At 46.1% G+C, this 14,495-nt stretch carries 8 protein-coding genes; 2 read left to right on the top strand and 6 right to left on the bottom strand.

From position 1 onward, the window contains the following. Nucleotides 1–491: 491 nt before the first annotated feature. Complete coding sequence (locus LZ463_RS02765; RefSeq protein ID WP_241453616.1) at nt 492–3,557, top strand: transglutaminase-like domain-containing protein; 3,066 nt, start codon at nt 492–494, stop codon at nt 3,555–3,557. 481 nt (nt 3,558–4,038) lie between these two features. On the opposite strand, the gene LZ463_RS02770 is transcribed toward LZ463_RS02765, so the two are convergent. From LZ463_RS02770 to LZ463_RS02785, 4 genes are read right to left on the bottom strand one after another with little or no spacing between them, the layout of a single operon-like run. Further along, nucleotides 4,039–5,229, bottom strand: coding sequence for a TniQ family protein (locus LZ463_RS02770; RefSeq protein ID WP_241453618.1), 1,191 nt, complete (start codon nt 5,227–5,229; stop codon nt 4,039–4,041). Nucleotides 5,230–5,241: 12 nt separating this feature from the next. After that, entirely contained in the window at nt 5,242–6,108 is an 867-nt protein-coding gene (locus tag LZ463_RS02775) for a TniB family NTP-binding protein (protein ID WP_241453621.1), read from the bottom strand. Between the two features lie 8 nt (nt 6,109–6,116). Beyond that, nucleotides 6,117–7,997 (bottom strand): Mu transposase C-terminal domain-containing protein, encoded by a 1,881-nt coding sequence (locus tag LZ463_RS02780; protein ID WP_241453623.1) that lies wholly within the window; start codon nt 7,995–7,997, stop codon nt 6,117–6,119. Then, the gene (locus LZ463_RS02785) at nt 7,990–8,685 is read right to left on the bottom strand and encodes a TnsA endonuclease N-terminal domain-containing protein (RefSeq protein ID WP_241453627.1); all 696 of its coding nucleotides are present in this window, start codon (nt 8,683–8,685) and stop codon (nt 7,990–7,992) included. Before LZ463_RS02785 ends, LZ463_RS02780 begins: the two co-directional genes overlap by 8 nt. A gap of 504 nt (nt 8,686–9,189) precedes the next feature. Between LZ463_RS02785 and LZ463_RS02790 the strand changes: the two genes are divergently transcribed. Then, the gene (locus tag LZ463_RS02790) at nt 9,190–10,164 is read left to right on the top strand and encodes a hypothetical protein (RefSeq protein WP_241453628.1); all 975 of its coding nucleotides are present in this window, start codon (nt 9,190–9,192) and stop codon (nt 10,162–10,164) included. Nucleotides 10,165–10,178: 14 nt separating this feature from the next. Here the strand turns inward: LZ463_RS02790 and LZ463_RS02795 are convergent, their stop codons facing one another. Then, the gene (locus LZ463_RS02795) at nt 10,179–12,227 is read right to left on the bottom strand and encodes a hypothetical protein (protein ID WP_241453630.1); all 2,049 of its coding nucleotides are present in this window, start codon (nt 12,225–12,227) and stop codon (nt 10,179–10,181) included. A 208-nt stretch (nt 12,228–12,435) separates the two neighbouring features. Continuing rightward, the gene (locus LZ463_RS02800) at nt 12,436–14,445 is read right to left on the bottom strand and encodes a hypothetical protein (RefSeq protein ID WP_241453632.1); all 2,010 of its coding nucleotides are present in this window, start codon (nt 14,443–14,445) and stop codon (nt 12,436–12,438) included. Nucleotides 14,446–14,495 lie beyond the last annotated feature (50 nt).

A 14,495-nucleotide genomic window follows, 5' to 3' on the forward strand; every position in this document is an offset into this window, starting at 1 on the left:
AGATGAGATGATGTTTATGCAAAACAGCGCTTTTACATAACTCGACAAGCTTACAGTCCCCCATTATTTCTCGCCCAGTCTGGTTGCTGCGACGAGATTGCTTGGTAGCGCGGACTACGCCATCAACATCCATACTGCTTATAGCCGTTCACCAACTGTAAAATTAATTCTTTTTATTACATAGCTACAATTTTGCATTTACTTGCAATAAATTCAAGCCATTGATATCATCCATAGCTTGCATAATTGTCACTTAGAACAACCGCTTTCTAATCTGACTCTGCCTGTTGGCAACTCTGGATGACATTTCCTTGCGCAATTCAGGCTTCATCAGTCGAATCCTATACCAGTTATGCAGCCATTAAATGGAAACAGCTTCCATTGTTTTCCGTACCCATGAGTAAGTAAACAATTCTCCTTATAAGCCCATGTTTCGTCATCGCCACGTCCAGCAACTCACTGCCTGTATCGTATTGACAACCTTCAGTAGCTTGACACTCTATCCCTGTTCGGTCTCCGCTCAACTGCATGCCATCACAGAACAGGTAAATAACCAAGGCAATACAGGGTATGCTGGAGGCTTAGGAAAACTGCCCATATTGGCTGCTAGCACGATGGCCGTCACCAAGTCTGGCAGTCCAGAAGAGCGTCTGAGCCAACTGCTTAAGCAAATTCAGGATGACGTCAAGGCCACGACACCAGTCACCAACACTAGCGCCAAGCCCGGCGTGCTCGCGTTGATGGCAACAGCCAACAGTAATACTGCATTGCTCAACCAGCGTGTCAGCAGCATACGCAACGCCAATAGCCAGATCAAAGCAATCTACAACGACATTGACCAAAGCTTCAAAGACACAGAGCAGCACCTCAAAGATGCTAAGTTGCCGTCAGAGATCCTGGCGCGCCATCGCAAGGCTGTTAGTGACTATCAAAGCCGCCAAACTGAATTCAACAAAATCATGGACCGGGTAGTCCTGGCTGACGACAAGGGGCAGACCGGTGACCGCCAGACAGCCTTGACTGATCTGAGCGGTTTCATGGACAAATACCCCAATGCCAAACCGCATCAATATACTGACCCCAATAAACTGCCATTTGGCAGCCCCAGCAACAAAGTCAGAAAACCCAATGAAAGCAAGGCCCAGTACCAGGCCAGCCTGTTTCCCCCCAAGTACGACAAGGTCATGCTCGCAGGCAAGATGCCAGATGGCCTGCAACTGGCCCAGGCAACTTTACCAGCCCTCCCCACTGCACAAGACACCGCAGAGACAGAAGAGGTACAACTGACTCCGGCCATCAAAGCCCAGGCAGCAGCCTTGAACAACAACCCAGTTCAGATTTACAACTGGGTCAGGAACAACATCAGCTTCATTCCCAGCTACGGCAGCATTCAAGGCAGTGAACTGACCCTGCAAAACAAACGCGGCAATGCCTTTGATACGGCCAGTCTGCTGATCGCCCTGTACAGGTCAGCAGGCATACCAGCACGCTACGTGTACGGTACCATTGACGTGCCAGCGGATAAAGTCATGAACTGGGTCGGTGGTGTCACCAAGATAGAAGCAGCACAAAGCCTGTTAGGACAGGGCGGGATTCCTAACACTGGGCTGATCAATGGTGGACAGATCAGCACTATCCGAATGGAACATGTCTGGGTGGAAGCCTTTGTGGATTACACACCTAGCCGGGGCGCGATCAATAAAAATCCAAATACCTGGGTGCCGATGGATGCGAGTTTTAAGCAGTACGAATTTACTGCTGGCATGGACATCAAAAACAAAGTCCCGGCCAATAGCCAGGACTTTCTTGCGCAGATGCTGCAAGGTGCAACTGTTAATGAAGCAGGCGGTTACGTACAAAACCTGAGTCAGGTTAATTTGCCAACGCAGATCAACAACTACCAGACTCAGGTACAGAACTACGTGAAGAGCCAAAAAGCCAATGCTACCGTTGGCGACGTACTGGGCATACAAAAGATAAAGGTAGAAGCGTATGGCATCCTGTTGGGAAGTTTGCCGTATAGGGTTGTTGCCACAGGAAGCGAATTTCAGACATTGCCTGATAACCTGCGCTGGAAGTTTAGGACTAATCTCTATTTAGCAGATGGCATCAACACTGCAGACAATCCCATTCTTGAGCTCAATCGAGGCACACCACAACTGGCGAGTAAAAAAATTACATTGAGCTTTGCTCCTGCGACACAAGCGGATCAAGAATTGATCAATAGTTATATGCCCAAGGCACATGCGGACGGCACACCCCTACAAGCAAATGAGCTCCCCCCGTCCTTGCCCGGCTACCTGCTCAACATGAAAGCGGAATTCAGGGTCGATGGCCAAGTAATAGCTACCTCTGCAGGCAGCTTCACAATGGGTAGCTCCATCAAGCAGCAGAATCAATACTTCAACCCAGGCACTGGCGCATGGGAAGGCGGCGATGACAATGACATCACAGTGGGGGAGTATGATGCGATAGGCTTGGATTTACAGGGGATGGGGACGCAGCAATTGAAGGCCTTGCAAGACAGGATGACGACAACCAAGGCTAAACTGGCGCAGTTTCAACTGAATCCTGGTGACCTGACTAAAGAAGACATCACGGGCGATTTAATGCTGACAGGGATTCTTAGTTACTTTGTGCAGGTGGATAGCAGCGATAATTGGATTGCGCTGACTGCGGGTAATGTAGTCAATTATCGACTTCCGAGTTATGGACGATTTCTGACTGCCGCACAACCACATTTCTTCTTTGGTATCGTGAGAACAGTGAGCTTTCCTGGTGTCATGATGGATGTGGATTATGTACGTGGCCATGCTGAGACAAAGGACGGAGATCAATCGAAACATGCAGCGTACATACGCCAGGCTGGATCAATTGGATCTGCAGCGGAACATGCAGTGCCAGAAGCAATGCTCCAAAATACAAGTCTTGCGGCGAATGATCCCTCACAACCGCAAGGTGTTTCAGCAGTCAAGGCTTTGGCAATAGCTGCTGCCCAAGGGCAAAAAATCTATACCTTAAATCAGAGTAATCAAGGAATACACAGTGCAGTTCTCCAAAGCTTGCAAATTAGTACGGATGTGAAATTAGAGGTTGCTAATGCTCTTTCAGCCGGTAAGGAAGTGACTGTCCACGAAAAAGATATCGCTGCAAATGGTTGGGTTGGAAACGGCTATATCATTCTCGATCAGGATACAGGAGCGGGTGCATATAAAATCGCGGGTGGTTCAAATGGCGGCATTTTAATTGCAACTGGTGTAACGATTTTAGCTATTGCGGCATTGGCACTTACTGTGCTCATGGAAATGGGGCCTCCGGGACTAGCTCTGTTCACCGTTTTTTTACAACTGGGCTCAGCGTTAATCGCGGCCGGTGTTGCTCTTTTAACTGGCTATACTGCAATTTGCGCAGCATCTATGTCGATCGCGTTTGCCGCTATTTGGGAATTGGCTGCCATTGCCGAGCCATATTCGTTTCTGTTTGCCAATACAATTGGAGGCACGTTGTGGAGTACAATTACCGGAGGCGGGTCGCTAAGCATTTGTGGAGTTCCATAGAGTAGCTTTATATCAGGAAGACGGCAAAGTCATGGCGCAATTCATTCCTCCAAATAGGGAAAAAGGACCTCTCGATGTTGGGCCACGAGCTGGTATAGCCGGGTTGCTTATTGGCATTCTAATTGGTGTGCTCCTATGTGCACTAGCGTTTTGGTTGACAGACAGCTACTGGTGGTCTTTGAGCATACCGGTGTTTGCTTGGGGCGGTTATTTCATACGCCTCTGTCCGCCCCTATCTTCGCAGCGGCGCAAGGCTCCACGGAATGTACTATGGTGAGGTTAAAACTATAGTTTTTGGATTTATAGTCGTTCCGCTGTTAACCTCAGCGAATATTGTGGCGACCTCCCATACGGAAGTAATGCAGGTCGTCAAATCAATTGAATGGCTAGTTTGTGGCAGGAAATCCTAAAATCTCACGTAGATACTCAAAAAGTAAGGCTTAAAAATTTGGGCGAGTTAGGCTATCAGTTCGTATTTTTGCTACTTTACTGATATGGGAAACGAGGAGTCTAATGACAATAACTGCTCCTTACGATGCTTTGACACGTACCAACGGCCTAATAGTTTTCTCACATTGTTTCTTTTAGCCGGCAGTCCTTGCCTCTCAAGATACAGTCTGACGGTTTCGCTTTCTTCTAAATTTGGTACATACCAGGCTCTATCGAGATGCCATTTGATCGGCATATCAATCCAATAAGGAAGAGGGCCTCGATAGATCCTGAGATACGAACTTGATAGCTTCGCCTGCTTGGCAGACTCAACAAAATTGGATGGCCAGGACTGCAATATCCACCCAAGAATTCCGCAGAATTCGAATCGCCAATGCAAATCAAGCCGCTCACAAAATTTTCCGTTCTCAAACCTGGTTGGTTGGTACAAAAATTTGTTCTTGGCGACAATAACTTTCTTAAGTCCCCTGCAGTGCGAATTAGTGGCTATCGCACGCAACAAATGACGGATGCCGTTAAAGAATAGAATTGCGTATATTTCCTCTCGCGCTGACACACGAGCCCAGTTATCCTCCATTGCAGACTCGGCAATTTTCTGAAATGCCTCAACAAAATGTCCCCATTGGCATTTTTCATATGGCGCCGTGGGGATATCTCGATAGTCTCTTCCACATCGATGACAAATCGTCATATTGAGCGTATCCGGTATACGATAGCTCCCGAAGTCAGATTCATGAAATGAAAGTGGTGAGCCGCAACAGTCACAGCGGTCAATCAGTACTTGATGATGCTTTAAGCAGACGGTAATAAAAGCCAGTCTCCATTGACGCCGATAATATGGTTCGGCGTCTTCCCTCAAACACGCTGGGCAGCATTGCAGACCATACAGAAACCGGTGCCGTTTCCTGCCGCCTAACGGCATAACCCAATGTGCTGCACCAAGAGTAGGAATGTCGTCGAACAATATGCCTTTGTAGGCTGCCAGCGTCGTCTGCCAGGCGCGATCATGAGACACGCCACATTTATCAGCAATGATCTCATATCGGCCTAATAGTGCAGTGCGATCAATATCTGCATTCAAAATCTGGCTTCGAGTTCCCCACAATTTAGAACATAGGGATTCAAGTTTCTCTACGTTGTGCCAGGCAATTCTTACCATCCATGAGGACAATAACTCGTCATCAAAGGGCTTGGGACGAATCAACCACAGGTTGGTAGTCATACTTACACTTAATTAGTCAGAGCTTCTATTCCGGTTTGATGGTGATGTCCACTCGGCAGCTTTCAATATCTCTGCTTTAAACATATTTTCTGTAATTCTTTCCTCACCGGAATTGATCGCGTATGTCGCCAGCTTCCTGAGCAGAAAACACAACTCTCCGATGTTGCCCTCGCACGTTGCAAGCAACAAGGTAGCTAATTTTTCCTGGGCTAAATTGGAGGTTTCTTTCAGCCCAAGTAAACTCTCAAGAGTAACGAGCAACCTTAAGAAATCCGCATCTAATTTCCATTTTGGTAAAAATACCGGTTCAAACCGGTTGGCGATCTGTGGGTCAGCCTGTAACGCATTGAGAGTCTCCGGAGTGCCGGACACAACACATGATATTTGCAAAAGGTTACCAAGGTACTTTATGGCGTTTAGAAATTTTCTTTGCTTCAAGAGACTTCCCGCCAGCATATGCTGAAATTCATCAAAGATGAGTAAACGCGTTTCCAGTACTTCAACCAATTTTGCAAACCGTGCTTTCTTGGTCGTAATTGGCTCTCGTGGTGACCCATTTGCGAAAAGTTCTGTCAAGAGCTCATCATATAGCCTGTTTTCATCCGGTTCAGGTGGCGTCTGAATCATCAGAACCGGCAGCACTGTTTTCTTGTCCAATGGACTCGTTTCTGGATTGGCTCGTTTGCAAAAGTTATTCAACAGCATTGTCTTACCGTTATTAGACTCACCCACGATGGCTAGATTAGGCATACGGTGCATGCGTTCATACGATAGAAGTGAATCGAGACGTCCACGAATATGAATTGCCCGTGGATAACCTATCCACACTACTTTTTCCAAGGCCTTTATTCTCAACTCTTTGTCTGACTTGTCAATCATGGTATATCCTAGGCCTTGTCAACTTCGTCGAAGGGCAAGATAGTCTCCGAGAAAATGGATGATTGTGGCCCCTCAACTGGCTTTACTTTCTGCGGTATTGACAGGGGCGTTGGATGTCGCAGTACAGTAGACTTGCGCTCTGCCGCTAGTCTGGTATTCTGGACCTGCTTTGTTGATGCCTTGGCTCCTTCAGCTATCTTCTGCATTTCTCTGTAAGCCTTGAATAATTCATCTTCGTCGTTGGCATTTTTTCCCTGGTCATTGAGGTATTTATGCACAACTCGTAATTCCCATAAACTGATTGATGGATGGCTCACATTGGCATAGGGAATTCTAAAATAGCGACGTAAATCAGGATCGTAAAATAAGATATAACTGACATCACGCGGATCACGGCGGATGAGAAATTTCCTGGCCTCTTTCGATTTTCCAGGCTCCCTCGAACCAATCCAGCGTGTAAGTACATCTGCGAAATAGAAAATGTTATCAAGCTGGATTCCATATGGCTGTACGCTACGGCGCTCCATAGGAAGAAAATCGATTCTCAATTTATCTGCATCTTGTACAGAAGGAAGGACCCCAACACCAGGATGTTCATCATCGCCACTTAAACCCTGTAAAAACTTCTGCAAGGGCGACATATTCAATTCGCTGTGGTTTCTGTTGTGATACGCACGAATCACATTGAGCAGCCATTTCTCGAATTCAAACAATGTCATTGCCGCTTCTTTCTCAGGCTCGTAATCTTCCAAATCACCTGAATTCGAAAAAGTTGTCCCTGGCAAAGCGTGTACTTCCGACATGAACGTACCCATCATGCGTTCTATGTGCGCACCATATTGAGGCCTCTTAACTTGCCTGAACTTGAGTTCTATGTTGTACTCGTTGCACGCCATCTTCAACGTATTACCGCGAAACTCTCTCGCATTATCAAGATGAATAATCCCTGGTATGCCCTGGCACGGCCAGTTTGTCTGGATACCAAATTTTGCGAGTAGAGGCTCTTTCGGCAAAATCAGGTTAGAAACACAAATGCCTGTTCCGAGAGTACCTGGGGAATCAAATGCAATGTAATAGCCCGCTACCATTCTGGAATTAACGTCGATGGCCAGGGTAAGCCATGGTCGCTTAAGTGGAAGACGATGAACGCTGTCGACCAAGATAATATCGACGGGAGTATGGTCAATCTGAATCAAACTATACGGCGTATCCTGCCATGGAATTGTTCCAAGAATCGGCCGCAAGGCAAGCGCTGCGTTCTTTCCATGGCGTTTCTTCGCCATTAAGACAGGACTGATCTGGCGGACTCTCGCTAAAAAAGTATTTTCATGAGGAACTTCATATCCAAGATCCTTGCATTGCATTTCAACTTCTCTGAAGGCTTTACTCGGCTTGAGCTTCTGGTCTGTGAGTAATTTACTTCCAATAACATGAGCGATGATCTGCTCAACTTCCGCAGACAATTTGGTTGTGCCTTTATCGTTCCGTGGTGCTCTCAGGAACACTGATACCCGGGGTGTCGCCTGGAATTTTTCAATCCATCTATAGACGGTAGAGGTATGAACCAATGCTGCAGTTGCAACGGCTTTCACGTCATCTTCTGTGCGCTCCGGCAAGGCAAGCAAGGCTCTCACTAAGCGGCACCGTTCGAGCGCTATGTTCCAGTCATGAGGATCAATATGATCCAGATCCAAGGAGGGCTCCATATTATTCGGGTGCTGATGCCCGGTCATTTCTTCAAATGAAAAATCAACCTCTTCGCCTCCTGGCTGGTCGATGCTGACAACCGTAACCATTTTTCTGCGTTTGCTTACACGACGGATGCAGTAAGTTATGCCGTCTTTCTCAAAGACAAGCCCTGGGTAAAGTTCTTTGGCAGGATTAGTCATTGATGTACCCACTGCAATACCATATTGGCGTATTCATGTTCAGCGGCTTTGTCAGGTCGGCATCAATAACTCCAATGTGCATCATCTGCCACATCATGGGAATCAACTCCAGTTGCTGTTGTTCATTTGAGGTCACCAGTCTCAACAATTCTTTGGGCGTAGAAACGGAAACCTTCTTGAGTGCTTCCCGTAACGCTACATGTTTAACTGGATCCCTGGACTCATCTCTCGTCAGAGAACGTTCACTGAAGCGAGTGAGAAACCGAACGTTGTTCAAGTAAGGTGTCCTGATCTGAGTATCAGTAATAATTTTGAAGCGGAACCCATATTCCCTGGCCCATTTCATGGCGCTTTTGAATTTGGGACGCAATTTTTCCCAATCACGCTTCAAGACCGCAGCAGGTTTGACCTCGAAAATAGTAGGTGGATGCAAAGGCACCATTTGAAGATGGGCGTAATGGTAAATGACTAGGACATCCGGGGTGTACTGCCTTTTCTGGCCAGCATCAGTTTGCCAATGCACCGTCATTGGCTGGACGCCATATCGTGCAACTGCTCTGTCAAACTCCAGCAGTAACAAAAAATCCTGCTCTAACCCAGATTCCGCATCACGTCCGGATCCATTTTTCGCTGAAGGAACTCGCCCAGTAACACTGTAGTGGCTTGGTCCAATAACACGCTTTGGCATAAGTAGCTCCTCAATACCGTCCGAGGGCTGCCAGCGCTTCTGTCTGTTCATATCGTTTGTACCGTGCGTCTCCATCACTAAACGATATTAAGGTATTTTCAAAATGATTTAAATTCCGCGAGGCAACTATTTTAAAAATGTTCATATCTTTATCTCATAAAGGCCTTGAATATGAGCATTGTGAGGAATGCCAATAAACCGTCGCCTTTGAATCGATATCAGTTTTCCCAACCATTTAGAATGAACGGCTACATAGAGAAGCTTGCGCCGTGTAAAAGTATTCGCCAATCCGGTATGTGGGTTGTCATCGGCCAGTGGTTCCACGCTCCTGCTTTGCAACTTACTCCTCCTTCGTCAGATGTGTTGCTAGTTAACTAATTTAGCTACAATAAGAGGAGAGATTTAAGCAAATCCGGTCAGCAAACTGGATGATCCTTACTTGATTTGGTTAAAAATAATTTCAATATTGGCAATATTGAATATAGCCCTTATTTGGAGGCATAAATGTCGCAAGCATTGGCATACTGTGAGAAGGCGGAGAAGAATATCAGCATCCAAGATGCGCATTCTTTGTATTTCAAACAACCCGAAGAAAAGCGGGAGCGGTTTATTTTTCGCTGCGGAGATCCGAAATGCCGGGAAGAAAAGAACCCTCTGATCGTCGCCGCACTGTACGACAGGCCCGATAGGCCCGGTCAGAAACGTGTCTCACCTTATTACCGCGAACATAAATTGCATGCCCACATTCCCAATTGCACCTGGATAGGTGTTGCTGGTAAAAAGGGAGACAAAACACCAACCGATACTGTCGATGGTGATATGTCTGGCTCCACGCTGACGGCAGCTGGTCTGTTATTCAAACTCAAGTCAAGAAAAAAACGCAGCACAAACTCGTCAACGCCAATAAGTGCCAGCGATTCTGGCGGAGACGACGGGGGCGAGAATCCGCAGGGACAAAAGCCAGTTAGATCTAGGATTCAGCCAACAACATCAAAATTCATGGCAACAGTCGCTGCCAATTTCCTGATGTTCACAAAAGAAGAACGCCAGGCCATTCCTTTAGCCATTGAAGGGAAGGAGAAAGGTACATTCGATAGCATCTGCATGTCAATTCATGGATATCATCCGTTTTATCAACCGAGCCGCATCTATTATGGCCGCGTCCAGGTACATGAGCTGACAAACGTCTTTTTTATAAAATTCTTCAAAAAAGTCAGTCCGACCGGAATTAAGGCGGATAGAACAAGCACAGCAGCCGTTAAGCTTTCGAAGCAATGGCTGGAGCAAAATGACCGGGCTGTCATGGAAAGGCTGCGTGACTTCGCAAGCAACGAAAGAGTTGCCTGGTGCTTTTTCTATACAGAGACCCAATGTACCGTCAAAGAAAATAAAGCGGTGTTCACAGTTGAAGAGGTCGACTACTTCGCGATCAGCGACGACCCCGAAGTCGAAACCTTGGAAGACAGTGTGGCTGACTAGAAATCTCGTAAATATCACAGTCCATTAGTTGCAGTAGTGTCTTTCACTTCTTCAATTTCAGAGGAGCGACAAACACCCAAGTACAGGTAAGCATTCGTACCTCGCTGATCAGATTTTTTCCAGGTGATGGGACCTCTGCCATTACCTTCATCTTTAGTTGCGTTATAGCTGCCATTGTTACAGCAAAAAGGATATTCGTTCAAAACCTCGTTAATTTTCTTGAGAGCTGGTACACCCGACTTTACCTTGCTTTGGTTAAACATATGCATGAGCGTTGGAGTGGTCGCGGAATTCCAACTATTCAACGAATCATCAGGTGGAAGATCCTGGGCCAGCTTTTGTGCCACAGGATTCAAATGTTCGTTCATCATTAAGTCTTTTCCATGCTCCATTGCTGACCGTAGAATTATCGCCAAGAGTAACCTGGGATGCGAATTCCCTCTAGGGAGAGGAAGATCTATCCCATCAAGTTCAAACCAAAAACAGTTCTCCCGAATACCAAAACGAAATCTTTTAAGTTGAGGAAACTCCGCTGCTCCCTGACTCTTCGGTAAACCCTGACCACATAGGATTTGATCTGAGAACTGAGATTTGCAAACTTCTGATTTCATTCTGGCATCATGCAAAGCGACTGTCATGCATGGATGCAGGTAGAAGCAATCTTTGGTTGGAATGCGAATATCAGAAGCTGGGAAAGTATTTGGTGGAAGAAAAAATTGACGCTGCTCTCTGTTGGTACCAAGTAAACCGCGTTGATAATAATAGCACCCAGGGTGCGTCTTATCAGAATATTTGAGCTCAAATGCGTTTGCCATCCTGTTCATTTGAGCCCTGGTCACCACATTGGACGGGAAAAATTCGAGGAAAAGGTCATAAGAATCATCCCATCTCGGAAAACTCTCCCCTTTGTATTTTTCAAATACCTCCGCAGCACCGGCACGAATCGCATCCCTGAGTTTCTTGTCGTTAGAACGTTCGCTAGGGAGGCAATGTCGGGCTATATAACCGCCAATCCGCATCAGATCTCGTGGGCGGCCCAAGGTGTGCCGCAGTATGCATTCAAAGATGCCTTCTTCAACCGGGACGTTTTCGTTTGACACAACTCGGTCATGAGAAAAACTTTTCCGTCCAAAAAACCTGGTGATCATATCGGTTTCTGAAGGGCAAGCTACCGATTTTTCATCTTCCATCTCGACATTCAGATCAAAGATTTTTCTCAGGTCATGAGTGTTATATTGAAGAATTTCGCAAAACTCATCCAGGTTTGACGTTCTTTTATTGTATGCTTCAATCCTAATTGTGGCAGAGACTTTGATTTTAGGGCTATGTTTCTTATATTGAGCTATGGCGTCTACGAGACCTAGTTGTGAGCTCACCCATATGTTAGTTGTGTCAATTCCGGCAGCAATATCGCTGAAATGAAGGGGATCACAAAACTCCTCCAGTGCCTCATCAATATTATCAATAAAGACGCCAATTTCTTCGTTCAGTTTTTGTACATACTCCCGTACGAGCGGAAGTGCTTTCCTGGCAGCCTCAACATTATTATGGCTCTGGATTAACCACAGCGCATAGTTCGCCACGTTCTCGGAGTTAATGCGTTGATTTGTCGCAGTCCGAAATAAGGTTCCGAAAACACTATCCTGATTTCCGTCGTCTTTGAAGAGGCACATCAGTGCGGCAGCAATTGATACCTCCCAGATTAATCCCCAGTCTTCTTTTTCACTCAGTGATTTAATTAGTTCGTGCTCGGTCGGCTTCAGATGAAAACTTGGAATTCGCTCAATTAAATTGTCCCCCGTCGGTAAGCACTTGATATCCTCCTTGCGGTATTTGGAGGATTTATAGAGCAGTGCCAATGTTTTTCCTTGTCCTTTGCCTGCGACAAGCACTGACCGATGCTTGTCTGGACTGATCTCCAGAAAACGTTTCAACGCATCGTTGAGAATGAGGTCGATGTGATTGAGATCTTCGACCCCACCTACACTGCTCGCATCAATGGTCCATGGCGATCTGTTTCGATGCAATTTAGTCCCCTTTTCTGATTTGGCATTTATCCACACCTACCAGACTTCTACATCCAGACTGGTACCTTACTACCACACATAATACACGCTGCTTTGGTCACGCTATGTCATTACCCCAAGGAGACTTAAAAACGTATTATCTTTCTCGATCAAACCAAGACAGTATAATCTTTAAGCTTCAAAAAATTAACCACACAGCTAATCAATTAATGCAACAACTACTTTGACGCGCACTGTTTGAATTTCACAACCCACTCCTAATGTCTCTAACTTCTTCAATTTCAGAGGGGAGGCAAATGTCAAAGTAGACGACAGCATTCGTTCGCTTATCAGATGTTTGCCATGTGATGGGGCCTTTACCCAACCCCACACTACTTTCACTTGCCTTATAGCTACCCTCATTACAACATAGAGGGTATTTGTTCAAAATCTCGTTAATTTTTTTTAGAGGTAACTTTGCTTTGCTTTGGTTAAATAAATCCATGAGCGTAGCGGCAGCTTCGGAGTTCGAACGGATAGACAAAACATCACATGAAAGGTCTTTGGCCAGCTTTCGTGCCATAGGATTTAAATGTTCATTCACGTTTAGCTGTCTCCCATGCTCCATTACAGATTGCAGAATTATCGCCAAGAGCAACCTGGGCTGAGAATGACCTCCTGAGAGTGCAAGATCTATTCCGTCAAGTTCAAACCAAAAACAATTATCCCGAATACCAAAACGAAATCTTTTAAGTTGAGGAAACTCTGCTACGGCCTGACTCGTCGGTAAACCTTGACCACATAGGATTTGATCTGAGAACTGAGATTTGCAAACTTCTGATTTCACTCTGGCATCATGCAATGCGACTGTCATGCATGGATGCAGGTAGAAGCAATCTTCGGTTGGAAAGCGCTTATCAGAAGCTAGGAACGTATTTGGTGGAAGAAAAAATTGGCGCTGCTCTCTGTTGGTACCAAGTAAACCACGTTGATAATAATAGCACCCAGGGTGCGTCTTATCAGAAAACTTGAACTCAAACGCGTTTGCCATCCTGTTCATTTGAGCCCTGGTCACCACATTGGACGGGAAAAATTCGAGGAAAAGGTCATAAGAATCATCCCATCTCGGAAAACTCTCTCCTTTGTATTTCTCAAATATCTCCGCAGCGCCGGCACGAATCGCGTCCCTCAGCTTCTTGTCGTTAGAACGCTCGCTACGAGGGCAATGTCGGGCTATATATCCCCCAATTCGCATCAGATCTCGTGGGCGGCCCAAGGTGTGCCGCAGTATGCATTCAAAGATGTCTTCTTCAACCGGGACGTTTTCGTTGGACACAACTCGGTCATGAAAAAAACTTTTCCGTCCAAAAAACCTGGTGATCATATCGGTTTCTGAAGGGCAAGCTACCGATTTGTCATCTTCCATCTCGACATTCAGGTCAAAGATTTTTCTTAGGTCATGAGTGTCATATTGAAGAATTTCGCAAAACTCATCCAGGTTTGACGCGCGGTTAGTTGGATATTTTTTGTACGCTTCAATTCTAATTGTGGCAGAGATTTTGATTTTCTTGTTCAACTTCCGATACTGGTCTATCGCATCTACTAGTCCGAGCTGTGAGCTAACCCATATCTCTGTTGGATCAATTCCAGCTGCAATGTCCCTGAAGTGAAGGGGATCACAAACCTCCTCCAGAGCCTCGTCAATATTGTCAATGAAGACGCCAATTACTTCGTTCAGTTTTTGTACATACTCCCGTACGAGCGGAAGTGCTTCCCTGGCAGCCTCAACGTTATTGTGGCTTTGAATCAACCACAGCGCATAGTTCGCCACGCTCCCAGAGCTAATGCGTTGATTTGTTGCAGTCCGAAATAAGGCCCCGAAAACACTATCCTGAGTTCCATCGTCTTTGAAGAGGCACATCAGTGCAGCGGCAATTGACACCTCCCAAATTAATCCCCAGGCCTCTTTTTGGGTCAGTGATTGAATCAGTCGGCGTTCGGTAGGCTTTAAGTGAAAATTTGGAATTCGTTCAATTAAATTGTTCCCCGTCGGTAAGCACTTGATACCCTTCTGATGGTAATTGAAGGATTTATAGAGCAATGCCAGCGTTTTTCCTTGTCCTTTGCCTGCGACAAGCACTGACCGATGACTGTGAAGACTGATCTCCAGAAAGCGTTCCAGCACGTCGTTGAGAATGAGGTCGACGTGATTGAGATCTTCGACCCCATCTACGCTACACGCATCAATGGTCCATGGCGATCTGTTTCGATGCAATTTAGTCCCCTTTTCTGATTTGGCATTTATCCACTTCTACCAGACTTCTA

It is taken from the genome of Undibacterium paludis (genome assembly GCF_022568815.1).
Classification (GTDB): Bacteria; Pseudomonadota; Gammaproteobacteria; order Burkholderiales; family Burkholderiaceae_D; genus Undibacterium.

Excerpts from the sequence above, each read along its gene's own strand:
- LZ463_RS02770 (WP_241453618.1), bottom strand. The coding sequence starts at position 5,229 with ATGACTACCAACCTGTGGTTGATTCGTCCCAAGCCCTTTGATGACGAG.
- LZ463_RS02775 (WP_241453621.1), bottom strand. The coding sequence starts at position 6,108 with ATGATTGACAAGTCAGACAAAGAGTTGAGAATAAAGGCCTTGGAAAAA.
- LZ463_RS02780 (WP_241453623.1), bottom strand. The coding sequence starts at position 7,997 with ATGACTAATCCTGCCAAAGAACTTTACCCAGGGCTTGTCTTTGAGAAA.
- LZ463_RS02785 (WP_241453627.1), bottom strand. The coding sequence starts at position 8,685 with ATGCCAAAGCGTGTTATTGGACCAAGCCACTACAGTGTTACTGGGCGA.
- LZ463_RS02790 (WP_241453628.1), top strand. The coding sequence starts at position 9,190 with ATGTCGCAAGCATTGGCATACTGTGAGAAGGCGGAGAAGAATATCAGC.